General features: G+C 35.0%; 22 protein-coding genes and 1 tRNA gene. 13 read left to right on the top strand and 10 right to left on the bottom strand.

Going from position 1 to position 26,385, the window contains the following annotated elements:
• Window positions 1-41 precede the first annotated feature (41 nt).
• On the bottom strand, window positions 42-614 hold the full coding sequence (locus ACP3T3_RS03385; RefSeq protein WP_426478521.1) for a C40 family peptidase: 573 nt from the start codon (window positions 612-614) through the stop codon (window positions 42-44).
• Between the two features lie 154 nt (window positions 615-768).
• Between ACP3T3_RS03385 and ACP3T3_RS03380 the strand changes: the two genes are divergently transcribed.
• Window positions 769-1,407, top strand: coding sequence for a hypothetical protein (locus ACP3T3_RS03380; RefSeq protein ID WP_426478520.1), 639 nt, complete (start codon window positions 769-771; stop codon window positions 1,405-1,407).
• A 37-nt stretch (window positions 1,408-1,444) separates the two neighbouring features.
• Here ACP3T3_RS03380 and ACP3T3_RS03375 read toward each other — a convergent pair whose 3' ends face one another.
• Window positions 1,445-1,816, bottom strand: coding sequence for a hypothetical protein (locus ACP3T3_RS03375; RefSeq protein ID WP_426478519.1), 372 nt, complete (start codon window positions 1,814-1,816; stop codon window positions 1,445-1,447).
• Window positions 1,817-2,331: 515 nt separating this feature from the next.
• Between ACP3T3_RS03375 and ACP3T3_RS03370 the strand changes: the two genes are divergently transcribed.
• Window positions 2,332-2,880, top strand: a complete 549-nt coding sequence (locus ACP3T3_RS03370; protein WP_426478518.1) for a hypothetical protein — start codon at window positions 2,332-2,334, stop codon at window positions 2,878-2,880.
• A 410-nt stretch (window positions 2,881-3,290) separates the two neighbouring features.
• Here ACP3T3_RS03370 and ACP3T3_RS03365 read toward each other — a convergent pair whose 3' ends face one another.
• The 4 genes from ACP3T3_RS03365 to arr all read right to left on the bottom strand — a co-directional run bounded on the left by ACP3T3_RS03365 (window position 3,291) and on the right by arr (window position 9,434).
• Entirely contained in the window at window positions 3,291-4,877 is a 1,587-nt protein-coding gene (locus ACP3T3_RS03365) for a hypothetical protein (protein ID WP_426478517.1), read from the bottom strand.
• A gap of 166 nt (window positions 4,878-5,043) precedes the next feature.
• Complete coding sequence (locus ACP3T3_RS03360) at window positions 5,044-5,658, bottom strand: response regulator (protein WP_426478516.1); 615 nt, start codon at window positions 5,656-5,658, stop codon at window positions 5,044-5,046.
• Window positions 5,655-8,678 (bottom strand): ligand-binding sensor domain-containing protein, encoded by a 3,024-nt coding sequence (locus ACP3T3_RS03355; RefSeq protein WP_426478515.1) that lies wholly within the window; start codon window positions 8,676-8,678, stop codon window positions 5,655-5,657. Before ACP3T3_RS03355 ends, ACP3T3_RS03360 begins: the two co-directional genes overlap by 4 nt.
• Before the next feature lie 321 nt (window positions 8,679-8,999).
• Window positions 9,000-9,434, bottom strand: coding sequence for an NAD(+)--rifampin ADP-ribosyltransferase (gene arr, locus ACP3T3_RS03350; protein WP_426479937.1), 435 nt, complete (start codon window positions 9,432-9,434; stop codon window positions 9,000-9,002).
• A 525-nt stretch (window positions 9,435-9,959) separates the two neighbouring features.
• Between arr and ACP3T3_RS03345 the strand changes: the two genes are divergently transcribed.
• The 5 genes from ACP3T3_RS03345 to ACP3T3_RS03325 all read left to right on the top strand — a co-directional run bounded on the left by ACP3T3_RS03345 (window position 9,960) and on the right by ACP3T3_RS03325 (window position 16,459).
• On the top strand, window positions 9,960-10,781 hold the full coding sequence (locus ACP3T3_RS03345; protein WP_426478514.1) for an alpha/beta fold hydrolase: 822 nt from the start codon (window positions 9,960-9,962) through the stop codon (window positions 10,779-10,781).
• A 436-nt stretch (window positions 10,782-11,217) separates the two neighbouring features.
• Window positions 11,218-12,294 (top strand): hypothetical protein, encoded by a 1,077-nt coding sequence (locus tag ACP3T3_RS03340; protein ID WP_426478513.1) that lies wholly within the window; start codon window positions 11,218-11,220, stop codon window positions 12,292-12,294.
• Between the two features lie 28 nt (window positions 12,295-12,322).
• Window positions 12,323-12,826 (top strand): DUF4280 domain-containing protein, encoded by a 504-nt coding sequence (locus ACP3T3_RS03335; protein WP_426478512.1) that lies wholly within the window; start codon window positions 12,323-12,325, stop codon window positions 12,824-12,826.
• 68 nt (window positions 12,827-12,894) lie between these two features.
• Complete coding sequence (locus ACP3T3_RS03330; RefSeq protein WP_426478511.1) at window positions 12,895-15,405, top strand: L,D-transpeptidase family protein; 2,511 nt, start codon at window positions 12,895-12,897, stop codon at window positions 15,403-15,405.
• 1 nt (window position 15,406) lies between these two features.
• The gene (locus tag ACP3T3_RS03325; RefSeq protein WP_426478510.1) at window positions 15,407-16,459 is read left to right on the top strand and encodes an SH3 domain-containing protein; all 1,053 of its coding nucleotides are present in this window, start codon (window positions 15,407-15,409) and stop codon (window positions 16,457-16,459) included.
• 334 nt (window positions 16,460-16,793) lie between these two features.
• On the opposite strand, the gene ACP3T3_RS03320 is transcribed toward ACP3T3_RS03325, so the two are convergent.
• Window positions 16,794-16,867 (bottom strand) — tRNA-Ala (locus ACP3T3_RS03320).
• 423 nt (window positions 16,868-17,290) lie between these two features.
• Here ACP3T3_RS03320 and ACP3T3_RS03315 point away from each other — a divergent pair.
• The 6 genes from ACP3T3_RS03315 (at window position 17,291) to ACP3T3_RS03290 (ending at window position 24,078) form a co-directional block, all read left to right on the top strand.
• Entirely contained in the window at window positions 17,291-18,121 is an 831-nt protein-coding gene (locus ACP3T3_RS03315; RefSeq protein WP_426478509.1) for a helix-turn-helix domain-containing protein, read from the top strand.
• 55 nt (window positions 18,122-18,176) lie between these two features.
• On the top strand, window positions 18,177-18,545 hold the full coding sequence (locus ACP3T3_RS03310) for a hypothetical protein (RefSeq protein ID WP_426478508.1): 369 nt from the start codon (window positions 18,177-18,179) through the stop codon (window positions 18,543-18,545).
• A 301-nt stretch (window positions 18,546-18,846) separates the two neighbouring features.
• Window positions 18,847-19,371, top strand: coding sequence for a hypothetical protein (locus ACP3T3_RS03305; protein ID WP_426478507.1), 525 nt, complete (start codon window positions 18,847-18,849; stop codon window positions 19,369-19,371).
• An 83-nt stretch (window positions 19,372-19,454) separates the two neighbouring features.
• Window positions 19,455-20,255 carry a fimbrial biogenesis chaperone gene (locus ACP3T3_RS03300; RefSeq protein ID WP_426478506.1) on the top strand — a complete coding sequence of 267 codons (801 nt, stop codon included), beginning with the start codon at window positions 19,455-19,457 and terminating at the stop codon, window positions 20,253-20,255.
• Window positions 20,248-21,273: a hypothetical protein gene (locus tag ACP3T3_RS03295; protein ID WP_426478505.1), complete on the top strand. Its 1,026-nt coding sequence runs from the start codon at window positions 20,248-20,250 to the stop codon at window positions 21,271-21,273. Before ACP3T3_RS03300 ends, ACP3T3_RS03295 begins: the two co-directional genes overlap by 8 nt.
• A gap of 6 nt (window positions 21,274-21,279) precedes the next feature.
• A complete protein-coding gene (locus ACP3T3_RS03290) occupies window positions 21,280-24,078 on the top strand; it encodes a hypothetical protein (protein ID WP_426478504.1) in 2,799 nt (932 codons plus the stop codon).
• 112 nt (window positions 24,079-24,190) lie between these two features.
• Here the strand turns inward: ACP3T3_RS03290 and ACP3T3_RS03285 are convergent, their stop codons facing one another.
• The 3 genes from ACP3T3_RS03285 to pnuC form a co-directional block, all read right to left on the bottom strand.
• Entirely contained in the window at window positions 24,191-24,415 is a 225-nt protein-coding gene (locus ACP3T3_RS03285) for a hypothetical protein (protein ID WP_426478503.1), read from the bottom strand.
• A 160-nt stretch (window positions 24,416-24,575) separates the two neighbouring features.
• A complete protein-coding gene (locus ACP3T3_RS03280; RefSeq protein ID WP_426478502.1) occupies window positions 24,576-25,607 on the bottom strand; it encodes a hypothetical protein in 1,032 nt (343 codons plus the stop codon).
• Window positions 25,594-26,190 carry a nicotinamide riboside transporter PnuC gene (gene pnuC / locus ACP3T3_RS03275; RefSeq protein ID WP_426478501.1) on the bottom strand — a complete coding sequence of 199 codons (597 nt, stop codon included), beginning with the start codon at window positions 26,188-26,190 and terminating at the stop codon, window positions 25,594-25,596. Before pnuC ends, ACP3T3_RS03280 begins: the two co-directional genes overlap by 14 nt.
• Window positions 26,191-26,385 lie beyond the last annotated feature (195 nt).

The following is a 26,385-nucleotide window of genomic DNA, read 5'->3' as shown; positions in this document are numbered from 1 at the left end:
AACAGCCCGTTTCTATCAATATTTTTAACTATTGAAACTTTTTACAGTACTCTTTGAGCATGCAGGTAGGCTTTATTCCAGTACTTTTCGTTCAGGGATGAGATAATCACGCCTTTTGAGGTGGAAGCATGGATAAATTTCACTTCTCCGTCAGGACCAATATCGTGAACAATTCCTACATGTGATACCCTGCTTCCTCCTGCTGTTGCAAAAAACAGCAGATCACCTGGTTTTACATCTCTGATATCAATATTCTTTCCGGCTTCTGCCTGATCAGAAGATCTTCTGGGAAGACTAAAATCGTTTTCTTCAAATACTTTTACCGTAAACCCGGAACAGTCAAATCCTGATGATGTACTTCCTCCGAACCTGTACGGTGTTCCGATGTATTTTTCAGCATCCTTCAGAATATCGCTGACAGATCGTGGTACGCTACCATTAAATTTTGAATCCAGTTTTCTTAGGTTCTCAGATTTGGCAACTGTTTTTGTATTTGATTTTTTACTGCCGGAAACACTTTTCGAGGATCCGCAGGAAGCCACGAAAACAGAAGCTGCGAGTACAACAACAATCTGCTTTATCTTTATTTTTTGTTGAAATAATTCCGTTCCCATACTCTTCTGATTTATAATTAATTAACAAAATATATGGCAAATATACATTTTATCTTTTAATTATACTATAACTATACTACAACTGTATTATAAATATATGTTAAAATTTTAATTTTCATTATTTATTGGTATATTTGATTTCTATTTTTAAGATATGGCAACCTATGAAAGCGTAATCAAGATCACAGGAGCTGTTGGCGACCTGGTATTTTATAATCTGAACGGCAAAAATGTGGTTCGGAAGAAAAGCGGGTTCAATAAAAATGCTTTTAAAAAAAGCCCGTCGTATGAGAAGGTACGGCAGAACAGTTCGGAATTCGGGCACTGCTCCAAAATCGGAAAGGCCATCCGGAACAGTTTAGACAGGTATATCAAAGAAGCAGGTGATCCCCTCCTCTACCAGAAATTTGCAAAAGTAATGACAGCCATCAAAGATTTAGATACAATTTCTGAAAGAGGAAAACGAACGGTTGAGAATGGTTTAAAAACCGAAGAAGGGCGAGTACTTTTAAGAGAATTTCAGCTGGGTACAACAAACAATGTTTCGGGTTGTGTAAAAATTCAGGATCAAATACTGCATAAGAGTAGCGAGTGTGCTTCAGATCAGGCAGTGATTGTCACTATCAAATTGGATTCAGAAAATTATATGGCTGAATATGCCGAAGAAATGATTACCTGGAATCAGGAACAGAAAATTTTTTTTAAAAAGTATTTTTCAGAAGATGACCTTCTGCTCTACTTTGTTGTACTGAAGAATGAAAATGATGAAATTATCCGGATGGGATTTATTTAAATAAAAAAGTCTGCAGTAGATTCTGCAGACTTTTCATTTATTTCTTTTCTCCTTTCCAGGTTCCTGATTTGGCAGGTGTAGGAAGTGAGTTGGACCAGTTTCCGTTTCCTTTTTTATCTGTAGAAGATAAGGTTCCTCTGAATTCTCCTTTTGAAGGAAGTCCTAATGTTGCATTCAGATCTCCTGTTTCACTTAAATTCCCGGAAATATTATAGTTTTCATTATTAACATCGGAATGCATTGTTCCTACCACTTTACCACTCTCATCTACCACAAAATTCCAAACTCCTTTATCATTTCCTTCATAAGAACCAGACCATGTTCCTACATAATCATAAATGGTATCATCATCAGAGCTGCAACCGATAAATACAAACGCCGTTAATAAAAGTAAAAAAAGTTTCTTCATAGTTTCAGTAGTTTTATAACCTAAAATCCTGTTATTCTCATGTACTTTCCTCCTAAAAAATCCAGTCACAGAGAATATTGTTTAATATTTATTATTTTTTTGTTCCGTGCAAATCTACTAATTTTTTTATTCAAATTATCTGAATTTTAATCAGTAACCAATATGTTTATTAAAAACCAACATATTTTGGCTAAAATACAAATATTTTTCAAACAAATACAAGGTGTTTAAATTTTGAGTTATTTTAAAAGATACCTGAAAAATATATGATAATGTTCAATATTTGTTTACAATTATTTATATCCTATTTCCGATGTATTTCATTCCTATTTTAAAGATATTTCTTACCTTAGTGAAAAATTTAATCTTCTCAATACATAACATGAAAACAAAAGCATTCTTTTTGGCAGCATGTGCTATTTACACTAGCACAATAGCATAGGTAGAGATTAATACTTCTATTCCAACTCATACAATAGACATCAATGGGCTGCTGAGAGTAAGAGGTCTTTCAAATGCTGAAAAAAAAACTGTTGCAGCGTATGCAAGGAGTTCTGACCTTAATTTCTCCTGAAAAAATTTTTGCTCCGAAAGCATTATTAAACACATCAATGTCATCTGCTGAACAAAGACAGACCATTTATGAAGGAAAATGTTTCCAGCCTATTGACAACGCTTCATCCTGTACGGTTTCAATAAACCATTATACATCTTGTTCCGGATTCACCAATCCTGTTGATACCCAGATTGTAGTAGGGCAAGGAATTAATACCGGCAACGGACAGTTTTCAGGAGCATGGGAAGCCAGATATATTGATAATAAAGGATTTGCCAATATAACTCCTGCTGCCAATCAGACAGCTCCTGATTATCCAAGAATTTCTTATCCGAGCGCCAATACAGTAAATTATTTAGGAAGCGGTAGTTTTGCCGGACAATGCAACGCTGATCTGGTAACAACCATCAACCAGACTACCGGAGACATAAAAGTAGAGTCTGTGAAACGAAGCATGTATGCACATCTTGTGTATCTTATTAATATTGCCCGTTCCAGATCTTTATAATACCTGATATCTGTTTTCAAAAAGGCAGCCGCAATATAAAGTGCAACTATTTTTTTTATGAATAATCCTTTTCAAGGGTTTGGTTTATTTTATATTCCTTACATGCAACAGGTTTATAAAAAAGTTATCCAACAGAAAAAACCCAACAAAGAGGTTAAAACTATTGGATAATGAAAAACTTATCCCAAATGTATGAAATACCCTTCCCTTGTTTTATGAGTACAGTCATAATCAGCTCCTATCATTTTAAAAGTGATTATCAATTGTCCCATTCGAAAAAAGTGATTTTTGACTGTTTACTGCAATCACACCGGTTTGCTTTGCTAAAAAAGCTGCAAAGAATTAACTTTACAGCTCCATTTTCATAGTATGTTTTTAGAATCTTTTTTAGTCGGATGATTATCTGTGATTTAGTTTTGGAACTTTACAAAATCCAGATAAAAAGAAGGGTTTCCGCCATTAAATCCGGTCGGAACTACTAAATTGGTCTTGTGAGCAAAGATAGGGTAAACCCCGGGGGCTGCGAAATACAATACCCGGGTCTGATCTCTGGGCACAAAATTAATAGGATCAGGGCCGCCTGAGCCACAATATGCTTTCCATACTTCCCCTACTCCAGGAATATAAAACCAGTAGTCATTACAAGTAGAGGTAATGGTAATTCCGGAACGGAAAAAATACCATCCTTTGGCGGGGATATTGACAGAAATTCCTGTCGGCAGATTATCTGCACCTGAGTTTCCGGTAAAAGGATTGATTAATGTTCCCGTATAAGAAGTCCAGTTATCAGCAAATGCAGTAGTAACGGTAGAAGACCATGTTGCCAGTCCGTTGGCATCACTTGTAAGGACATAGCCTAGCTGCTGGGTGCCGTCTTTGATCTGCAGGGCACCATTGGTAGTACCGTTATCAATAACAATTTTTGCGCTGGAAGCTCCTGCCGGTACGGTATTGGTTCCTACCAGTACTTTTCCTGTTCCGTTGATGCTTAGATTGTTTCCTGCTGTTGCAATATCAGTGGCTTGTGACAGAGTTCCTCCCAGTTTTACATCTGTCCCGGATAAAGTCAGACCGTTGCTTGCTGTGATATTGTTGTTAATAATTGTTGTACCACCGTTCCCATTACCTCCCGCGAGTTCCGTAACAGTCATAAATCCGATCCCCGGATTCAGCTGGGCTGTTCCGGCTCCTCCCAATCTTACTTTTACAGAAGTATCCACTACAGGCCTGTAAATAGCATAGGCTTCCGGCTGGCCGCCTATTGTATTGGTCGGGTAATTATTGATGGCATCCACAACTCCGGTGGTACTGGAAGGAAGAACAGTATTATTGGAAGCATCTACCCAATCATAGACAAAGAAACCGCCTGCCAGCGAGAAATCTGTTGCATGAAGCTGACAACGGAGCACATAGGTTTTTCCGGCTTTAAGGTTGAAAACACCTGCGTTATATGTAATGTTATTGGATGCAATTACGGATCCGAATGTCACATCTGATCCTGTAGATACTGTTTGAGCGGCATTGGGTTTTACAATGATATAATCTCCTGTAGATGTTGTTCCTGTTGAAAGAAGCTCCCAGGTAGAATTCGCTCCTGTAAGTCCTGTACTAATCAGCTCGGCACTCTGATTGGCCGCTATAGAAATGCTGGCACTGCCATTAATTGTTTCCGGAGCTGTAGCATTGACCGTAATCTTAAAGTTGGTGTTATTTTTAATCCTGTAAATCCTTCCTTTGAAGTTTCCGGCTCCACTGACGGAAGGCGGCAGATTGAATATAGCATCAGAACTGCCATTATACGAAACATGAAAGTCTGATGATGTTAAATTATAAGAGGCTGTATTAACCGCTTTGTAATTGGCAGCTAATGATCCGTTAATATCCATGGTAGACCCCGGATTTACAGTATTGACTCCAACATTTCCTGCCTGGGCAAAAGCAACGGCCGGACTTATAGCCATCATTGCTAAGATTAGTTTTGTAGAAATTTTAAACATTTATCATTATTTTATTTACATTAATAAACCCTATTGTTTAACATAATGTAAAAGTATCAGAATAAATTCTACAGAATACATCACAATGCGTAGAAAAAAACTAAGCGATTTGTAGAAAATTTTCTACACCTAAAAACCAGCTTCTGTGGTGGGAAATAAAGTAATATTATGACATATATGCTTCATACAGTTTAATAAGATCTGCGAGATTATTTGTTTTCAGTTTCTTATGGATTCTTTTTTTATAAGTACTGATCGTAGACATCTGAATGTCCATTTCATTTGAAATTTCCAGATTGCCATTTCCTTTTACCATCAGCAAAAAAATCTCATACTCTCTTTCGGACAAGCTTTTTATAGCATCAAGTGTGGAAGGCTGCAAAAGTTTATTAACAATACCATGTGGATAATAGTTTCCTTCTGAAAACATTTTCATCACTGCTTCAGCAATGGTATCTACTTTACTCAGCTTATTAATATATCCATCTGCTCCTTTTTTGATATATTGTATAGCAATATCTTCTTCATAAGCAGAAAAAACAAGTATTTTCAAATCAGGATCGAGTATTTTAATTTCTGAGATCATTTTTTTATTTCTGCTTTCAGGCATATTGATATCCAGAATAAGGAGGTCGTACTTCTGTCCGGAAATTTTATCAAGAGCTTCCGGATAATCAGCTGCCGTATCTATGAAAACATCAGGAATACGTGATTCTAAAATGATGGTTGTTCCCGTTAATACAATATCATGATCATCTGCTATAAGGATCTTTTTAATCATTTTTTTGATTTTTTTAAAATTAATTGGAAAGAGGTACCTTTTGTTGTGTTTCTTGTGATTATAATTTTACTTTCTATCATCTGCAGCAACTGCAGTATCAGATGGAGTCCCATGCCGTATTTCTGCAACAATAGTTTCTCATTTTCAATATTTTCCTGGAGCTTAGTATAATATTTAATTTTGTGTTCATCCATTCCGATTCCTGTGTCTTTAATTTCAAGAACAACTGCCTCCGGTTCATCTGAGCCACTTATCATAATAATTCCGTTTCTGGTATATTTTACGGCATTATCCATGAGGTTGTGAATGATAACCGCCAGAATATTTTTGCTGATTGTGATCATTACCTTTTCATCCACATTATTTATAATTATGGTATTATGATTGGCCGCAATCTCATCAAAAAGAATTTTCTTTTCTTCCACCAGGCTGTAGAATGAATACAATTGGGTTTCATCAGTTCTGTATTCACTATATATATCAGCATATTCTTTCAGGGTTTTGGTAAAATTGTATAACTGGTTTGATGATTTATAGATAGAATTCAGAATCCTTTCCGTACGCTGCATATTCATTTCCTGATGGTCTAAAGCTTCTTTGCTGGTTAATGCAATAAATTTCAGTGGTGTTGTAATATCATGGGTAATTGTTCCGATAAGCTTCTTCTGCTGTTCTATTTCTTTACCCAGCTTTATTTGGGTTATTTCCAGATTTTCTACAGTTTCTGACAGAATTTTGGTCCTTAACCGAATTATTGATTCCAATTCACGGTTTTTCTTTTTATGAAAACTTGTCCGCCATTTTATGGATAGATAGAGTAATAAAAGTACCAGGAAACCTATACATAATTTAAACCATACAGTTTCGTAGAAAAAAGGCGGAATAATAATCTTAATTTTTTTTAAAGTATATTCCTGCCGGTCAGAAACAAGCATTCTGACTGTAAGAAAATGGATTCCGTGGCCAAGATTATTCAGTGAAACTTTCCGGTCTTTTCCTATGGGGATCCATTTACCGCTCTCCTCATCATGCAGCTTTGCCTCAATGACAATATTATCAGGATTGGCGTAGTAAGGAACATCTATAAAAACGTCAACCCTTCTGTTTTGCCGGCTAAGTTCTAGGGTATTTTTAAACAGCTTTTCTTTGTCATCCACTACAGCACGTTCTATATACAAATCTGCAGGATAATAACTTTTAATTTTTAATGGATTAAAGAATACAAGTCCGTTTAACGACGGCAAAACAAAATCACCGTTTTTAAGCTTGTTCCCGTTTATATTACTTCCACCATTGAATTCATTTGTATTAAAGCCTGCCTCTTTTGAATATTTATAATAATTCAGTTTAATATTCCGATTCTGTGCATATTTTAAGAGCATACCTTCCCTGATTTTGTACAGCCCATTATTGGTAGGAATCCATAAGCAGCCATTCTGATCATCCATAAGCGTATGTGGTGAAAGAAGGTTACCTTCAGGATCAACAGGCATTTTTATAAGACGGTTGTTTTTTAAAAGATAGAATCCCCTGCCCAAAGTTGTTATCCATAAGTTTCCATCAGCTGTATAGACAATGTCCCGGATTGACAATTCGTTTTTTCCGGATATATTATATATTTTGTTCTGGCGGGTGGATATTTTATACAACCCTTTTGTAGTGCCTGCCAAAATATCTCCGTCATCCATTAATAAAATTTTGGAGGGTTCGTGTGCAAACAGATATCTTTTTTTTAAAGATTTGTAAGGCAGGTCTTCATAAATGCTTAGTGTACCTGTGAATTCTACATTTCCTTTTTTTTGCTTTACCGCCAGTATATAATACTTTCCATTGGCGAAGAAAAAATCTTTCACCGTCTCTTCCCGTGTTGAAATGACTTTAAAATCTTTAAAATCGGAATTTTTCTCATAAGCGAAAAGAGTCTGGCCTTTTCTGGCTATGAGATTTCTGTATTTGTCAAAACTTAAAAAATAGGATATATTTTTTTCAGATTTTCCATGCCTTACCAGCCCGTTCCGGCTATAAATTTCACCTGCAGGACTAATGACACAGGAATCATTGTAAGGGCGGGTAGCATAAAAAACTGCTGATTTCAGTGAATTCTTTTTAGAGGATATGAAATCTGTTAAACTCACAATTTTTAATCCGTCAGTACTGCTTCCCAGATAGAGTTTTTTATATTTTTCATCATAATAAATGCTCATCAGGGTGCCTTCACCCAGATCATCCATCCGGAGCAGCTTTGATAATTTGAGTGTGCCCTTACGATAGAGGCATCTGTAAAGAGTATCATGATTCAGAACAAATCCCTGTCCATTTGTCCGGTTCCAGAAGATTTTACTTCTGGTATCAGCCATAATAGGCAGATCATAAGAAGCAGTCATTCTGCCTTCTTCTATTTTTCTTACTTTTTTAGAAGTTCTATCAATATAAAACAGAGATTCACCTATGGCAAAGGCATTAGGGTCGTTTTCATAAAGTGGCTTTACATGGAGCGTCAGCCGGGACTTTGAAACATGGTTTTCATAAATAAAAGAACTGCTGGATATTAAATATCTTCCTTTTTTGAAATCCATGAAGAAGCATACTCCCGGAGATGGACTATAGCTATAGTTTGAAATGCACAAATGGTAATTGATATTGTCCCTGACAATAATTGTTGGAAATCTCTTTATATTATTAATTACCTTGGGAACTTTCTGATGAATCAGTACTGTCTTCCCATTATCTCCTTTTGTAAAAATGCTGTCTTTTTCGGAATCACCATAAAAATAAGTAAACCGCTGGCTATTCAGAGGAAAATTTTTATGGACAAGAAATTTAAGTCCGTCATATCTTACGACACCGTTTTCTGTAGTTAACCAAATAAAACCATATTTATCTTTAATAATATCTTTTACACTATTCTGAGGAAGCCCATTATCCGTATTGAAAAGCTGAACAGTATACCGCTGAGAATAAATCGAAAGAAAAACAAACAGAAAACCAACTGCAAGAATATTTCTATACAAACCAATCATTTTTACCAATACTGTAAAGATAAATTATTTAATTAATTTATTCACTAAAACAGTATTCATTCTTTTAAAGGCGGGGATATTTTATTCTCATCATTCCATATACTGATCATAATCAGTTTATGGATTTCAGAAATATGACGGAAAATACAGATGATTTTGACAAATTGTGAGTAAAACTTTTACAGTCATAAGAAAAAAGTAAGGCATTAGCTGTTCGCAGGCTTTTAGTCTGTATTCAGAATGACAGAGCCATAATACTAAGATAGCAGGATTAATGTAAAATTGTATAATTACCTAAAATAAAACACTTATGATAAAAATTTAATTGATAATCTCTCCTTTGCTGTCTGCCAGCTTTTCACGAAACTTTTGAAGGTCTTCCGGTGTTGGCCTGGTCCATTCTGCAGCTTCTCCGATAATTTTCAAAGGCATTTCAGAACGGTAAGAACGGGTAGGATTTCCGGGAAATTTCTTATCAGTGACGTTCGGATCGTTTTCAAAATTTCCTGTTGGCTCCACAATATACACACGCTCTGCACCCTCTCCTTTTGCCAAAGCAGCAGCAAGGCCTGCACCGTTTATCAAAGCTGTGAAGTAAATATGGTTCATCTTTAATTCTGACTTATAATTAGAATTTCCACCTGCAGTCAAAAGATCTCCCATCTTTAAATCTGCTTTTGTTCCGTGGTAGAAAGGTCCTTTATCGGACGGATGGTTTTTTAACAGCACTGCCAGGTCAGAATTTTTTTCCGACATTTCTGCATCTCCCAGCTCCGCATAGCATTTAGAAATATGCTGATAAAGAGAAGGCAGCGCACTTTTTACGGTATCATCATTTATTTTTAAAGCAAACTGTAAAGAGGTTTCGAGCCATTTTAAACGATCTGCAACCGTTTTTTGATGACGGGACACATAATGGGCAGCCAAAAATTTTTCATGGTCATCCGTAGATTCCTCCCAGGCCTGTAAAAATAGTCTTGCAGCCTCTTCAGCCATTCCATTTTCTTCCATACTCATGCCTTGCAGACATAGTTTAATCACATTATTGAAAGGTGAAAATTCCATACTTTATTTTTTAATGATTTGCGAATCTATATATAACAAATTTATATAAATATAACGAAATGGAAATCACCTTACAGGACTGTTTATTCTAAACTAAATTAATTATTCGTTAATAATGAACGAAATTAAACTAGATTAATTTCAGTGAACTTTAACCTTCTTACATTTGCTAAAGAATTAAAATAGCAAATACATTAATCATTAAAAATTTAAACTATGAGTACATTAAAATTAAAAGACGGAACTGAAATTTTTTATAAAGACCAGGGAGAAGGACCTGTATTGATGTTTCACCACGGATGGCCATTATCATCTGATGACTGGGATGCACAGGTTATCTTTTTCCTGCAGAGAGGGTACAGAGTAATTGCACACGACAGAAGAGGCCATGGCCGCTCAAGCCAGAACATTTATAACCATACTATTGAGCAATACGCTTCCGATGCTGCAGAGCTTGTTGAGTTTCTTGATTTGAAAGATGTTGTTCATATAGGACATTCTACAGGTGGTGGCGAAGTCATCCGTTATGTGAATAAATATGCGAACGGCAGAGCGAAAAAAGCAGTATTGATCAGCGCCGTTCCGCCTGTTATGGTGAAGAGTGAAACTAACCCTGATGGAGTTCCTATGGAAGTTTTCGACAATATCAGAGAGCAGACATTAAACAACAGACAACAGTTTTATTTTGACCTTACCTTCCCTTTCTATGGCTACAACAGAGAAGGTGCTGACGTTAAAGAAGGAATTCAGAGAAACTGGTGGAGACAAGGAATGATGGGAGGAATTGTTGCCCATTATGACGGTATTAAAGCTTTTTCTGAAACTGACTTTACTGAAGACCTGAAAGCCGTTGACATTCCTGTTCTGGTACTGCACGGCGAGGATGATCAGATTGTTCCGATTGAAAACTCTGCTGTAAAATCAGCAAAATTATTAAAGAATGGTAAGCTGATTACCTACCCTGGCTTCCCTCACGGAATGCCAACTACGGAGCATGAAACTATTAATAAAGATCTTCTGGAATTTATCCAGGCTTAACAAAACCATACCCTATTATAAAAAGGTGGACTATTGCAGTTCACCTTTTGTTTTATGCATCAAATTTTCATCATAAGAATAAAAAATGTAATAAAAACATTTCCCCTGAAATGAGTAAAGTCGCCGATGATTCAAGGAATAATAAAAAATCCGGCATCGTAAATTCTGTTATTGATGTGAAGAAGTCTTAGAGCCATGTTGAACGCAGTATCTACCCCATTGTTTCACCAAATATGCTGATAAACAGGAAGCGTAGAAAATCACTATATAGTACCAATATATACTACAATTATACCTGAATATATTCTGCTCTAATCCTACTTAAACATAACCAATCAATCTCAATAGGAAAATATTAATTCAAAGTATAGGGAAAATACCTATGTGACTTTCAACCATTTTTAAGTATACTTGTATCATAAAAAAAACAAATTCAATGATAATTTATTATGCCAAATCCGGGCAGTCCCTTGCTGATCTCTGTAATGAAATAAGGCTTGAAAATCCCGAGTATTTAAGGGATTATCATAATCAAAAATGTTCTAAATTGGAACGCTTTGATGGTGATATTCTTCAGGGAATGAAGCTTTATATTCCATCATCAACTGAAATCCTTGAGCTCAATAAAAAAATCAGAGATAATAATCAAAGCTTTTATGATTTACCAGCTAAAGGAAAATTCCCTTTTGACTTTAAACTCTGGGAAGGTGCTTATCAAGTTACCCAGACGGCCTATTCTGATAATACAATCCTTGCAAAGTATGAAAACAAAGTAAAATTAGATCTTGAAGGAATTAAAAATGGATATTATCATTTCCTCTTTTCAGCATTTGATTTCAGAAAAAATGAGAACATTTCAGATTCCAAAGTGGACACCCTTGCCAAAATGTGCATAGGGATTATCTATCCAATTCGATATAGTATAGATCCTGAAGGAAAACTTATTAATATAGTACTGACAAAGAAAACAGAAGATATTGTTTCTGAATTGGATACCATAAAGAACTTTTTTCCAGATCTATATTCCTGTGATTATATTGAAAAGATGAAAGGTATCATTGAAAGTCCGGAAATCATTTCACAGAAGTTTAAAAATACACTATTTAACTCTTTTATGTTTGGGATATTCTATAGGACTCAATTAGGAAATTGGGTTACTTCAAATGTTTACTATGATGGTTATCCCTGGATCTTTGATGCTCAGCCAATACAATTTGAATTTCAAAACATATTATTATCCAAAGATATTGTAGATGATGAAAGAGTAAAGATTCAGCAAAAAGGTACTTCTATCGATAATCGAAATCTGGAAGACTTATATATTACAGATTCCAAGTTTGATCAGAAAACAGATATAGAAAAGAAACCTATAGATTGTGAACATTTTGCAGAATATCTTTTTAACCGGGAAAATTTATCATTGTATAAAATTGAAGCAAGATTCCAATATTTCGGGCATGAAAATACTCAGAGAAAAGATTTTTTATTAGAAAGAATTACAGATAATTATTAAATTTGAAAACCACCAAAAACACAATACGATGTCAGAAAATTCATCCCCTCACGACGGTAAATATTTCGTGATCCAAAAAGGAAAAGCACAGTGCAATCAAGGCAATCAGTTTCCACAGTTTAAAGTAACCTCACACCAAAAACATTATTGGAATAATAAAGATGGACAAGCCGATTATCTTGCCGTTACAGAAGATGATCTACAATTCACACCATCTGGTCCCAGCTTTGGACAGTGTAAGCTCAAACCAAGTTCAGGAGGTTATTTACCCTGTGCTTTTGCTGCTGCAGGAAAATGGCAAAAACCCTATAAAAAAACCAAAGTCATGAATAAGAGCTGTATTACAGAACTTTCTGAACTTATGTGTTCCACGGGTGGTAAAATAACCATAAAAGATCATGGACAAACTGCGGAGATAACCCAGCAGAATATCAGGAATGCAGATCCAAAACAGCAGCAGAATATTAACCCGTTGCTTGACTACAAAGAATTTCAGGATGAGCAGGAAGAAGATGTAAACATCTGCGAATAAACACAAACACAAATATGGGAAAATTAACAATCATCGGAAATGACAAGCCTGTGATCGGAAAACAGGAAATGTATTCTGTTTCTACAATAAATGGCTGGCTGAATCCTTTACAACCTACTAAAAGTCCTTTGCAGGTATCCAAGACACATTGGGAAGTTATGGTACAGACCAAAACAGGCTGGAGAAAAGGAGGAAGCGATAAAGAAGGCCAAATAGTTCCGTATATTTTCGGACAGAAAAGTTTATTGCATAAGGGAATAAAGATCATTGTACGTCAGGGCGAAGACTATGGAGAACTGATTGTACATCCACAACGGGCTAAAGAATCTAAAATAACCAGGGTGGAACTTCTGGATGCCAATTATAAGCCTATTCCCAAAGGTAAAAAGTTAAGCTACAAAGACACCATTATTGCAAGGGCATACTGTGTAGAAATGTTTGAGATGAATATTGCTTTTACCCTTTGGGAAGATGATGCTCAGGGTGAAGGACACAACCCCACAGTAAATGCTTTGAATAAGATAAATCCTGTACCTGTTCTTAGCAGAGTGAATGAAAAAGGAATGGCAGAAGCTGTTTTCAGATTACCCTTTTACACGATGGCTGTACTGATTGCCAATGCACGCACTGCATCAGGTGATAAAAGCGAGGAAGCAACTCATGAATATTACGTAACGGCTGATGTAGTGAGCAAACATATCCAAAAAGCAAGTCCTAACGTTAATGTAGTTAACCCTACTCATATTCCAGAACCTCCAAGAAAAAAAGAGGTTCCTAAAGGGCATACTCCCACACCGGCAAAGCCTAAAACAATTCCAGTTCCAGAGAAACCCAAACCTGATGGGAATTCAGCAAAATTCCCAGTCACCACAGGCGGAAAAAAAAGTGATGACCCACAAGGAAAGATCCTGAGTGCTGAATTTGTTGATGGAAAAGGAAACAGACTCCACTCTTCCAAAGTAGGAACAGCTGTAGCTGTAAAAATCATGGCAAAGGATATGAAGAATAAAAAAGTAAAGATCAAAATATGGGAGGAAGACAATTTCAGCTGGACTCATGATTTAATTTATGAAAAAGATTGTGTATTGGCAGGTGATTCTAATTTTATAGGGGTACAGCTTACAAAGCAAATGTTTGACAAAGCCAGAGATGGTGGCACTGATAGTAGTAGACAAGATTATTTTATAGAAATAATACATAATGATACTTCTGTAAAATCTGCGGTGATGCCTGTGAGTGCGGATGCTGTGCCTACTGAGGCGGAAAGTGGAAATAGTGCAACAATGGTGAAAGAACCGAAGCAAGGGAAAACTCCTTCTAGTTGTATTTGTAAAGAACAATATAAAGATTTAATTTGGGGAGGAAAAGTAAGTTGTGAATTTAGGAAAAAGGTGGTACAAATAGCTAAAAGATTAGGTAAAGATCCAAATCTATTAATGGCAGGAATGGCGCTGGAAACAGGAAGAACATTTTCACCAACCGCAGGAAAAGGAAAAAATTACGTTGGATTAATACAATTTGGAGATTCTGCGGCAGAATCCGTTGGAACAACAAGAGCTGATTTATTAAAAATGACCGCAATACAGCAATTAGATTATGTTGAGAAATATTTAGCAAAAAAGAAAGATAAAATAAACACCCTTACAGATTTCTATTTATCAATATTAATGCCTGTTGATGTTGGAAAAGGAAATCAACCCAACCATGTTGTTTTTGATAATCAATACCCTTTGGCATATAATAAAAATGGGAAATTGACAGATTTAAGTAAATCCAGGCATTACGGCTACAGACAAAATCCATCTTTTTTATATGAAGGGAAAATACATAAGAATATAAAAGTAAAAAAGAGTTCGGGTAAAGTACAAGCATTTAAAGAACTATATGATGAAATGAAAATATGGTATGAAAACGGTGAAAATAAATATGATGGTCCAGGTAAAACTTATATTTGGGAAATAGAGAAGAATATTACAAAATTTTATGAAGAAGGAAAATTAAATACCGCAAAAACGTTTGAGTGCGAAAAAGAAAAATCCGAGACAAAACCTATTTTGGACAAAGGAACCTGGAATATTATAATTACTGAACAGTACACAGGAAATAACTGTACACATTTAGAAAAAACAAAAGTTAGATCTAATTGTAGAAGGGGGAAAATTTTTGTATATAATCATAATCAAGAAATTGTATTAACCATTAAAGATTGTTTATTAGAAGGAATAGCAGGTGAAGATCATATGAAAACTAATGCTGACGTTCCTTTCGGAGAATTTCAAATAAATGAGAGTACCCCATTTTATTCTTCTGATAAAGAGAACAGAGAATCTTATGGACCAAATCCACGTTTAGTTTTTGAACCAATTCATGGTAATAGTGATGAAGCAGCAAAAAGCAAAAGGAGTGCTATTAGGATTCATGGTGGGAGACAGGAAGGATATGAAATAAAACAGTTAAAAAGAACACAAGGATGTATAAGAGTTTGGGATAGTGATGCAAAAGCATTATATGATTGGTGGGTGGGTTATAAAAAAAGTAATCCAAACGTTAAACCTGGAAAAGTAACAATAAAAAAATAGTATGAAAAAATATATTAAATTCTTTTTATTATTTTTTTTGCCTTTGATAGTAGGATGCAAAGACAAGAACAATACAAATATTGAAAAAAATAAAGAAATGGAAAAAATAGTACATATAGATGATAAGTTAAAAGATGGAGTAAATATTTCTAAATCATTTATAGATGGTTTAGATTTTAATAAGTATAAATACAATGGAGAATATATAGAGCAAATAAGTATAAGTTCACTAGAAGATAAGACATTTAGAGAAGACTTTTTTAAATATCTAAGTAATCGAAATTTTGACAAAAATCAATATGAACAGATATTTTTTATTAAATTATTGTTAGTCAGAATACAACAGCTTGATGACATAAGATCTTATAACCTCTTGTCACAAGTTTATAATAATGAGAATTTAGGGTATTACCTAGAAAATTATGAATTATATTTATTTCAATTGTTTTTATATAAACCTTATTTTTTTATTAAAGGAGAATATAAATACAAACAAGATCAGCTTACTGAATATATTATTCAAAGTTTACCCTCTGCTTTCTTAACGAATGAAAAATACTTTAAAGACAATATAGTTGAAATTCAAATCAACGAGGACGCACTATTGATAAGTGAAAACTCTATAGACCGTTTTACAATTGAACAATTAAAAAAGCAAATAGAACAAAAATCAAGTAAAATTGAAGCTTTTTTTTCTCCCTCGTACGATACAGAATGGAAGAGTAAAACAGTTGTTTATTATAATTTATATAATTACATGAATGAAATCACAATTACTAATCTTGATAAGAATGAACTTTTACTTTATAATGTGAAATATAAACCTTTTTTTAAAAGCTATATAATCAAGGTCGAAAAAGAATATTGGAAGATTCAAGATCCAGATGGCTATACCAATTTAAGAAAAGATAAAAACATCTCCTCAGAAATTCTGCAAAAGGTAAAATCAGGAGAACATATTGAGGTTTTGGATAATACTGGAGATTGGTTTTTGGTAAAAACCAATGAAGGAAAAGAAGGGTATATTCATAAAAGCAGGATAAAATCAAAGTGATGTATTTAGTAAGAAGCTAACCAGAAGAAATTAATCATCTGAAAAACTTTCAACAGAGTCAAAAAATTATTTAAACATTAAAATTAATAATGATCTGAATGTATCAATTGGTGAACCAGCAACTTTTCGATTTGCTTCCGCTCTTTCATCCTTGAACCGGTTTGGCTCGTAAAGCGACATTGAATAAACCAATCATCTTTTGAGTTGTTACTAAAAAATCGGATCTCTTACATCCGAAGTTTAAATTTTCATACGTATTAATTTTGTTATTGATTAATACGCTTCCAAAAGTATAAATTTAATAAAAGCCCTTCTAAGAAGGGCTTTCCTGTAGTGGAGAATACGGGATTCGAACCCGTGACCTTTTGACTGCCAGTCAAACGCGCTAGCCAACTGCGCCAATCCCCCGTATTATTTAAAGCGGTACAAAAGTAAGTATTTAAATGATATGTGCAACTAATTTTATTAATTTTTATTGAATAAATGATCTGATACTCGATCTTACCCGTGGATTTGATAAATTTTTGAACCTTCTATCACCAGCCGAAACAAAATTTTTAAAGAATTTCAGGATATAAAGATGGATTTCAGGCATTATTCATACCCTGCATATACTTTCAGCCGTTATTTTATTGCAGGACAATAAGTGAAAAATTTTCAGCCTTCACTTTGTCTAACATGACCAAGAGGTTAAAAAAATAAATACATGATTTATAAATGCAAAAAGATATATCAATTAATCCTTCTTTAATAGTATATTGTACTATGAAACCAATTATAGATCTATCCTTGTCTAAAATAGATTAACCATTTTTTATTGAAGCTTATTATATGTACGTGATCACAGAGCAATTAAAGAATTTAGGATTTAGTATCAACACATTAAGTAATATTATACAGAGAAATAATAATAAAAGAAGTTTTAATACACTCGAATATTTCTGTATTTACATCATTATAGAAGATATAACACTGGAGATCGAAAATATTCCATATCCCATAAAAGCCGGCCATATAGCATTTGTAGGACCTCAAAAACAAATTGTATTTGGTGAAACGAAAAGGGGCGAAATTTATATAATCGCATTTTCATCAAGTTTTTATGAAAGATCTGCAAAAGACAGTATGTTTATCAATTCAAGGCTTTTTTTTAATTATGATTCTGATGTTTTTATTGCCCCTTTTGAAAATATTAAAGAAATGAACGTGGTTTTTATGGGAAGAATGCAGAGTTTTCAGCATAAAGATGAAAGCTTATACATTTCGGCAGCCCATAACGCTATTGAAAGATTGATTCTGGATGCTTTTCTCTATATCCCGGCTGAAACACTGAAACAAGATATCAAATTTGATTATCTCCACTACGTAAACAGATTTAAAGTTCTTCTGCAGAGAGACTATAAAAAGGCTAAAAAGGTTTCCTACTATGCCGGTGAGCTCAATATCACTCCGAGAAAATTAACTGAAATGACAGAATATGTTCTGGGAAAAACTGCCAAACATATAATTATTGAAAAACTCATTAATGAATGCAAGAAATCTCTTAATTTCTCAAGCAATAATATTTCTGAAATTGCTTATGAACTGGGATTCAGTGATGAAGGCAATTTTAGCAATTTTATTAAGAAACATACAGGAAAAAATCCCTCAGAAATGAAATAATGTAAAAATAATATTGTATTTTTGGATAAATAACAGATCAGTGAAAAATTAGCATATGTTGACAAGATGTATTTTTTCAGTAATTTTCTTTTTTGTTTCAATGAGCATGTATGCTCAGGTGGATGATGTTCATGTCAATATAAGACTCCACCCTATTCAAACGCTGGCTCTTGGGGGTGACAGTGAAATAAGTGACGATGCTGCCGGTGAAAGCATGGAACCGGAGGTAAATTCCGTGGTCATTTCAAGTCCATCTGGTTTTCAGTTAGGAATTCAACAGGATGATGAAGGAGAATACCACCTCATCAAAAGTCAGCATGGAGTTGTAGAAAAAAAATTCATGATAAATCAGAAAATAGATAAAATTATAAAGCAATTTAAAGATAAGTCTACTTCTATGATGTTAACTTTAATATCTCAATAAGCCGATCTGGAGCCTGTTTTCTATGTATTAAATATTATTTTTTTTAATTTTCAATCTTTTGTTTTTAGTAAATTGACAATAATATAATATTGATTTAACAACATTAATAATTTTTCCAATTTTTTATTAACTTAAAATCGCCTATTTATTTATAAAATACTTTTTATTAGCAAGATTATTTCAAAAACCAAATTTACAAATCTTTAGTACTTTTTTACAAAACAAGTACTTAGAGCCCGCTATAAATTTGCACCTGAAAAAAAACAAGAATTAATACACTAATAAAAACTCCCGTTATTTTATGAAGAAATATATTGTGGCTTCTATAGCACTATTTGGTTTTGTAACTTTAAAGGCTCAGCAAAATGTAACCTTAAATGTAAGACTTAAGCCTATCCAAACTCTTATTGTAAATCCAGCTCAAAAGGTTGTTAACCTAGACTATAAAACCAAAGATGACTATGCCAACGGAGTATCATCTGTAAATGCTGATCATTTAAGCATTTATAGTACCGGAGGCTTTCAGGTTAAAGTAAAGAGTGCTAATGCAGCATTGCAAAGTGGCGCTAAGAACATTCAGACCAATACAATTCAGATTAAGGCAAGTGCTGGAACTGAAGTTCTTAACGGAGCTCAGTATGCACAGAATGTACAGCTTTCCGCTAACGACGCAATATTGGTAACATCAGCAAATGGCGGTGTAGATAAAAAAATTAACATCGAGTATAAAGGTGCAGGTGCAAATGCTTACCTTGACAATTATATTGCGGGTCAGGATCCTACCGTTTATACAACTGAATTAACCTATACTATTATTTCACAATAAGTATTTAGATATTATATAAACTATACGGATAAAGTGTTACAAGTTGTAGCACTTTATCTTTAATTTAGTAGCAAAGTATAATAATGAACCGGTTTTATATAATCACTTTACTCTCTTTATTTTTTTGGTGTTCTGAAGCCAAAGCTCAGACAGGGGTATCTGTATCTCCTCCAAGGCTTTATTTTGAATCTGACGCAGGGAAAAGTTCCACCCAAAAAGTAACAGTCACCAATGTAAGCGCCAAAAATTCTTTGGATATGGCCGTTAGCCTCGGTGATTGGGAATATAATGAAACGGGAGAAAACAAAATGTTTCCGGCCAATACACTGCCTGCATCTTGTGCCAGCTGGGTATCCATAAAAAATGAAGATACCTATTTTACCTTGGGTCCGGGTGAAAGAAAAGATATTGATGTAACCATTACTCCTCCAACTATATCAGATCAGATGTTAGCCCATACTGCGGTTCTGTATGTCAGCCAGATGAATCCTGTGAATGATGTGGATAATAAAGGAGCCAACATTAAGGTAAGTATCCGGTCAGGAATTAAACTCTTTCATAAGTTTACGGCAAAAGCTGATAAAAAAATTGAAATCCATAACCTGACATTGGCTAAGTCAAAAAAAGACCTTAGCTTATTATTTGAAAATCAAGGCAATATATGGACAGACGGAAAAATACAAACGGAACTTGTCAATACAGAGAACGGAAATAAGGTATCCCTTGACCAGATTATTTTCTATACGATGCCCGGCAATAAAAGAGAAGTGAATATTCCGCTTCCTGCATCACTTTTAAAAGGGAAATATACGGCATCAGTAATGATTGATTATGGTGATAACAATAATCTGGAATTGGCAGAACTGAATTTTACCTATGAATAAAAAACTAGGCCTTCTCATACTATTGATCTCCATGCGCTGTTTTTCACAAATTTCATACAGCTCCTGGGTAAACGGTTATCTGCAGATTAATTCTTATAACGGTAATACAAATCCCGATGCCTATACGCTTACATTATCGGGAAATGGTAATTTCAATGTCCCTTACTGGAGAATATCAGTAAGGCTGAAACAACCTGTTACATCCAATAAGGGAAATTATATTTTACCCGCGAATAAAATTTCTTTTCAGCCGGTTTCATCATCAGGAAAGGCTTACCCAAACCCCGTTCCATCTATTCCACAAATTGGCATGCCTCTTAATGTGATTTTGAAGGAAGGACAGGAAGTTTTCTTAATTCCGCAGTCAAATGCAGCATTATTTAACCAGCCGGCTCAGCCAAACGGTTATTATAACCTGCAGATTAAATATAGCCTTACTCTGGCAGGAGGATCTTATCTTTCGGCCTATCCTGCCTGGATCACTTTTATTGCGCCATTACAGTTTACGGCCTATGATCAGTACAACAATATAATTGGCACTGCAGATCATAATTTTCAATTTCAGATCGGCACACTTTCAGGTAGCCCTACAGATATTCCGGAGCTGTCTATGCAATTTGGAGCTTCGGCTATGAATGCGAACCTTGAGTTTAAAAATATGCAGGACTATGTAAATGGGGCCAATGTCGCCTATTCTAATGCATTGATTGTAAAAAGTAATACTAATTATCAGATCAAATTAAAATCCCTTCAGCCTCAGTTCAGTTCTTCTTCCGGAAATTCACTTCCTCTGGATTCTGTACTGCTTAACCTTATACCTGTTTCTGGTAACATGGGTAATGTATATACTGTTTTGCTGAGTACAGTACCACAGCTTATTGCTAATGGCGGTTCTACACAGAATGCTGAGGTGTATTATGATATGAAATATTCTACCCAGGCTAATGATGAAAGGTTTATCAATGCTAAAGCAGAAGACTATACCACAACTCTTCAATTTGAGATTACTCCTCAATAATTAATAATGCTTCATAACAAGGTGCTCAGGAAAATACTGCTTTTTTTTGTGATCCCGCTTTCTGTTTGGGTTTCAGCTCAGGCCGATACAGGTATAAGCATGGAGATCCGTAACGAGCATAATCCGGGTAATCCTAACATTATAGATATTCTGCTCGTCCTGAAAAACAATGAAAACAATCATTTTAAAGGGAGAATTGATGTTAAAACGCCCAAAGGTTTCAGGACAATTTCTGACAATAATTCTGAAATAGAACTGAATGCCGGCCAGAACCTGTTTATTCCCATTAAAGTGCTTACCAGCAACTCTATAGTTTCCGGTAAAGCGGATCTCACCTTCACCATTACTGATGAAAAATATCATCAGGTTGTAAAAAAAATACTTTCCTACGCGGTGACGGAGAATAACACTATGAAGATAACTGCTGAAAACCCCGTTGTCTACATGGGAATGCAAAAAGATTCTTTGGAAGTCCGGGCAAGGGTTTCCAATTTAGGAAACAAAAAGCAGCATGTCACCATTGTATTTAAAATTCCGGAAGCTGTCCAGAAAAACCTTTTTATTGAAAAAAAAGGCACTATTGATGTCCAGAAAGACTCCGTATTTATTTTTCGGTTTTTACCTTCAGGCAATTTGCTCAGAAGTTCCCAGTTTACGGTTAATATTGCAGGTTTCAGAGAACCTGATAAGGAAATTTTTGGCAATGCATCTGTATCTGTACAAAATGTTTCTTCTACACAGCGCTATCAGGACGTTGAGTTTGATCTGTTTTCAAATTACAGCAAAAATACCATTACGGCCAGTTACAGACGCGTCGGCAATGCTACAGATATGTATCAGCTGATAGGGTCAGGCGGCTTTAATGTTCCTTCAGGCTATATGTTTATCCGGGGTAATATTTATACCCTCAACAACCAAAGCGATCCTGTGGTGAGTAATACCTACGTATCCTATCATAGAGAAAAAAGTGAATTTACCCTGGGGAATATCAGTAAGCTTATGGAGCTTTCATTATTTGGAAGAGGTGCAGAATATAGCTATACCTCTTTAGACAAAGAAAAGAAAATAGAAGTAGGTTTCGTAGATCAGAGTTTCAGCCTTATCGAAAGGAATTCTTTTCTAAAATATGGATATGGATTTTATGCCAAAGGAATTCTTGGCGTTCAAAATGCCTCAAAGAATTTCTCAGCAACATACATCTTCAAGAAGGACCCTTATGAAAAAGCTAGTCATAATGTATTGGGGACGGATATTCAATATACTTTCAACCAATACTGGAAAATGAATTCCCGCATATACAGCGGGCTGAGTTTTTATGAAAATTCAAATCTTACCCAGCCTTCCATGGCTTTAGAATCACAATATTCAGGAAGTATTAAAAAATTCAATCTGAATGGAAATTATTTCTACAGCACCAACTATTATCCCGGAAACAGAAGAGGCATATTACAGATACAGCAGAATATTACAACCCAGATTTTTGAAAATCATTATTTGTATGCGAATATTATGATTTCTAACTTCTCTCCAAAATTTTATTCTTTTAATAATGATTTTAAATCAAATACGACGAGAGGAGATATTGGAATCAACTTTGCGAAAAGGAAAAATTTCGGATTTGCAGCGGGCGCACAATATCAGCAGGAAAACTCTAACTCTTATAATAACTTTTTTGATACTTCTGGAAACCTGGAGATAAAAAAGCTGGAAGCATTGAGAGTCATCCAAAATCTAACCTGGATAAGCAATAATAAAAAGCATTCTACATTACTGGCACTGGAAGCAGGATCGGCCCGATACCCTGATGCTGATCATGCACAATATCAGATGAAGGCCACAGGAAATTATAGTTACAAATGGTTTAATATAAACGGAATATATCAGTATGGCAGCTATTATCTTTCTGAATTTGCTTCCTCAAGAAACATCAGTCAGGATATCACTTATAAGAAGTTTTCACTCTCCGCATTTTTTAACAAGAACCTTTTTGGCGAAAAGCTTACTATTACTTCAGGATTATCATATACTGATGATGTCTTATATGGTAAGTCCCCGTCGGGATTTGTTAACCTGAAATATACAAAAGAAAGATATGGAGTATTCCTCAATTCTTCGTGGTACAATTATTCTTCCAGCAATTTTAACAACAATTTTTTTACCGTTGAAGCAGGAGTTACTCTTAATTTCCAGCCTAACAGACTGATAGCGGCCAGGAAAGGAGAAATATCAGCCGTTGTATACTATGATCACAATAATAATAATATTTATGATGAAGGTGATCAAAGTGCTGAAAATTATATTATTATGATCAATAATGTTTCTTTCAAAACAAATAATGAAGGCAAAATTGTTTATAAAGCCATTCCGTTTGGAAAATATATGCTAAAACAAGTGATTCAACAGGGCTGGTATTATAATGAAATGGAATTTGAAGTGAAAAAACACAGCTGTTTTCTACAAATTCCTCTGCACCAGAACGGAACAATGCTGGGAAAAATAAATTATGAATTTGATGCTAAAAAGGCATTGGAATTTGAGCCTAAAACGGCAGGAATTATTTTCAACATCTATGATAAAGATAAGTTTATACAGCACGTAGTGACAGATGACAATGGCGAAATAGGATCTTTCCTCGGATCCGGAGATTACAGAATACAGCTTGTTGAAAGCTCATTACCCGCTCATACATACTGTGAGAAAATAACCCGGGATTTTACAGTTCAGGCGGGAAAAATAATAAACCTCGAACCCTTTGTCATTAAAGTTTCTGAGAAAAAGATACGGGTCAAGAAATTTGGAAATTAGACAAAGAGAAAGACCTACCCTGCTTCGGGTACTATCTAAAATCATATTGACTGGCCGTTATCATAAACTCTATGGAGCTATAAATTAATTTGCCTAATTTTTTAATAAAAGGTTACAGCACTGTATACTTTTCATACAACAGGCCAGCTTTTTTCTTTACAATAATTAAAGTAATTAAATCATCACAAATCAAACAGGATATACTCATGGTCCCATACCATCTTTTAATCCTGACATTGATCCGGTCCTCTTCTTCTATCCATTGGTACATCTTTTTCTTAAAGTACCTTACAGCATGATCCTTCTGCTTTCCTTCCAGTGAAAATAAATCTTTCAATTCTATTGTAGTTTTTAATTTAAAAAGGCTTTATATAGGCCTTTTTTCATGAATCAGTTTATTATTCCAAATATAGTGAAATAAATGAATATGTATTATTAATTTAATCATATAAACATATTAACAGAAATAATTTCATATTGATTTTGGATATGTTTCCTCAGAAAGAAAAGTTGACAGCATCTTCAGAAGGTCTGAAATTGGAATGCATTGCCGCCGTAAAATAATCGCAGAATACCTGATAAACCGCAGAATGAGTATCCGTTGCCCGGATTCCCAGCTGTGTATATACAGTAAGAATCTGAAGGGATAATTTCTGAACCAGCTCTACTCCATATCTGTGGATCTCATTTTGTTGATCTTCAGAAATACTTTTGTGATTCCCAAGTATATTTTCTACCTCATTTGCCATGTTTACTATTTTGTTCAGATGCTTTTCAACAGACGCAGTAAAATTTTTAAAATTGAGCTCAGGACGGATACGTTCTGCTTCTTCAATAAAATGAGAAGCCATTCCCAGGTAATTGGCCAGCAAAGTTAAATCTGCAAAAACCCGAAAAGGAATGCTGTCCAGAATATCATTGGTAAAAAAATGATCATACACAAAACTACAGTTTTCATTTACTATCACATTTTCAACGGCAAAAGAATAAGTACTGGTGGCTTTCATCCCCATGGACTTCCAGTTGGGAATAATTTCTGCCTGATCTTTCGGAACTATGAATGAACGAATAATTTCGCGCCCATCACGATCCGTTACAGGTTTCCCGTTTTGTGTGATTTTAGCATTCAGTGTAAAATGGGTCAGATATGGCGCTCCGGTTGCAAAATTCCAGAAACCATTGATAAGGTAAGTATGATCCTTCAGCTTTTCAGCAGTTCCGCCAATCATGCCGCTTCCGCCAAAACAGGTTGTGGGATGGGTAAAAAGTAAATGTGCCGCTTCAGGTTTGATATTTCTGGAAAAATAATTGGCTCCTGCACAAAGGGTCAGCATCCAGCCAAAGCTCCCATCGGTTTCTGCCCATTCGAATAATGCTTTAATTCCTGTTTCAAAACGATAGCCGAGTCCACCATATTGCCGGGGAACCCAGATCTTAAGCAATCCCTCTTCATAAATATATTGCATTACTTTATCAGAAATTGAAGAAGCTCCGTGAAGTTCTTTCCGGATATCTTTAGTGCTGAGCATCTGCTTTGTTTTTGATGAGTTTTTGCCATTCTATATAACCGGAGATCGCCACTAAAAATAAAAATGACGTTAAAACAGCATAGAGATATAATTCCTTATGAATCATTAATGGAATGGAAATAATATTGCTGATATTGAGGATCACCCAGTTTTCAATTTTCCGTCTCGCCATCAGCCACATCCCTGCCCAGGCAAAGGCACTTACCAAAGAGTCCCATACCGGAACATCCGAATCTGTAAAATGAGTGAGAAAAGACCAGAATAAAATAAAGGTTCCCAGGACAATTCCTCCCGCAATCCATTTTTCAGCGGTTGATGTCACAGAGATCTCCATTTCGGATTTTTGCCTCCCGAATTTCCAGTAAAGCCATCCGTAAATGCTCATGACCAGATAATAAAGATTTAATGTAAACTCAGCATACAGCTTTGAGGTCAGCATCACATACAGCGTAAGCAGAATACCTGCAGTCCCGAAAAGATAATTGTTGACATTGTTTTTGCGGGCCAGTAAAACCTGGATTACTGAAAATAAGACCCCGAACCATTCAGGCCATGTGATTTGTTTTAAAATTTCCTGCATCATATTAATTTTAGAAATCAAATGATGAGATGATAAGTAAGCAATCCCTACGCCGGCATTATCCGGATCAGGTGTGGAAATATATTCCTGGGTATCATCTCAGCCACTGTATCCGCAGCACCCCATTGTTGGGGCAAAGGTGCAGTTTTTTCCTGAAAAATAAAATACATGAGGCTTTTATTTTTGAAATATATGATC

Origin of the sequence: Chryseobacterium sp. CBSDS_008 (assembly GCF_049959325.1) — a bacterium.
In the GTDB taxonomy this organism is placed as follows: Bacteria; Bacteroidota; Bacteroidia; order Flavobacteriales; family Weeksellaceae; genus Chryseobacterium.
Note: the sequence above shows the minus strand (reverse complement) of the source record. Positions and strands in the feature narration are given on the sequence as shown.

Excerpts from the sequence above, each read along its gene's own strand:
- arr (WP_426479937.1), bottom strand. The coding sequence starts at position 9,434 with ATGTCGGAAAAAAATTCTGACCTGGCAGTGCTGTTAAAAAACCATCCG.
- ACP3T3_RS03300 (WP_426478506.1), top strand. The coding sequence starts at position 19,455 with ATGAACCGGTTTTATATAATCACTTTACTCTCTTTATTTTTTTGGTGT.
- ACP3T3_RS03340 (WP_426478513.1), top strand. The coding sequence starts at position 11,218 with ATGATAATTTATTATGCCAAATCCGGGCAGTCCCTTGCTGATCTCTGT.
- ACP3T3_RS03355 (WP_426478515.1), bottom strand. The coding sequence starts at position 8,678 with ATGATTGGTTTGTATAGAAATATTCTTGCAGTTGGTTTTCTGTTTGTT.
- ACP3T3_RS03280 (WP_426478502.1), bottom strand. The coding sequence starts at position 25,607 with ATGCTCAGCACTAAAGATATCCGGAAAGAACTTCACGGAGCTTCTTCA.
- ACP3T3_RS03360 (WP_426478516.1), bottom strand. The coding sequence starts at position 5,658 with ATGATTAAAAAGATCCTTATAGCAGATGATCATGATATTGTATTAACG.
- ACP3T3_RS03370 (WP_426478518.1), top strand. The coding sequence starts at position 2,332 with ATGCTGAAAAAAAAACTGTTGCAGCGTATGCAAGGAGTTCTGACCTTA.
- ACP3T3_RS03295 (WP_426478505.1), top strand. The coding sequence starts at position 20,248 with ATGAATAAAAAACTAGGCCTTCTCATACTATTGATCTCCATGCGCTGT.
- ACP3T3_RS03385 (WP_426478521.1), bottom strand. The coding sequence starts at position 614 with ATGGGAACGGAATTATTTCAACAAAAAATAAAGATAAAGCAGATTGTT.
- ACP3T3_RS03315 (WP_426478509.1), top strand. The coding sequence starts at position 17,291 with ATGTACGTGATCACAGAGCAATTAAAGAATTTAGGATTTAGTATCAAC.
- ACP3T3_RS03325 (WP_426478510.1), top strand. The coding sequence starts at position 15,407 with ATGAAAAAATATATTAAATTCTTTTTATTATTTTTTTTGCCTTTGATA.
- ACP3T3_RS03310 (WP_426478508.1), top strand. The coding sequence starts at position 18,177 with ATGTTGACAAGATGTATTTTTTCAGTAATTTTCTTTTTTGTTTCAATG.
- ACP3T3_RS03335 (WP_426478512.1), top strand. The coding sequence starts at position 12,323 with ATGTCAGAAAATTCATCCCCTCACGACGGTAAATATTTCGTGATCCAA.
- ACP3T3_RS03375 (WP_426478519.1), bottom strand. The coding sequence starts at position 1,816 with ATGAAGAAACTTTTTTTACTTTTATTAACGGCGTTTGTATTTATCGGT.
- pnuC (WP_426478501.1), bottom strand. The coding sequence starts at position 26,190 with ATGATGCAGGAAATTTTAAAACAAATCACATGGCCTGAATGGTTCGGG.
- ACP3T3_RS03330 (WP_426478511.1), top strand. The coding sequence starts at position 12,895 with ATGTATTCTGTTTCTACAATAAATGGCTGGCTGAATCCTTTACAACCT.
- ACP3T3_RS03305 (WP_426478507.1), top strand. The coding sequence starts at position 18,847 with ATGAAGAAATATATTGTGGCTTCTATAGCACTATTTGGTTTTGTAACT.
- ACP3T3_RS03365 (WP_426478517.1), bottom strand. The coding sequence starts at position 4,877 with ATGTTTAAAATTTCTACAAAACTAATCTTAGCAATGATGGCTATAAGT.
- ACP3T3_RS03380 (WP_426478520.1), top strand. The coding sequence starts at position 769 with ATGGCAACCTATGAAAGCGTAATCAAGATCACAGGAGCTGTTGGCGAC.
- ACP3T3_RS03290 (WP_426478504.1), top strand. The coding sequence starts at position 21,280 with ATGCTTCATAACAAGGTGCTCAGGAAAATACTGCTTTTTTTTGTGATC.
- ACP3T3_RS03345 (WP_426478514.1), top strand. The coding sequence starts at position 9,960 with ATGAGTACATTAAAATTAAAAGACGGAACTGAAATTTTTTATAAAGAC.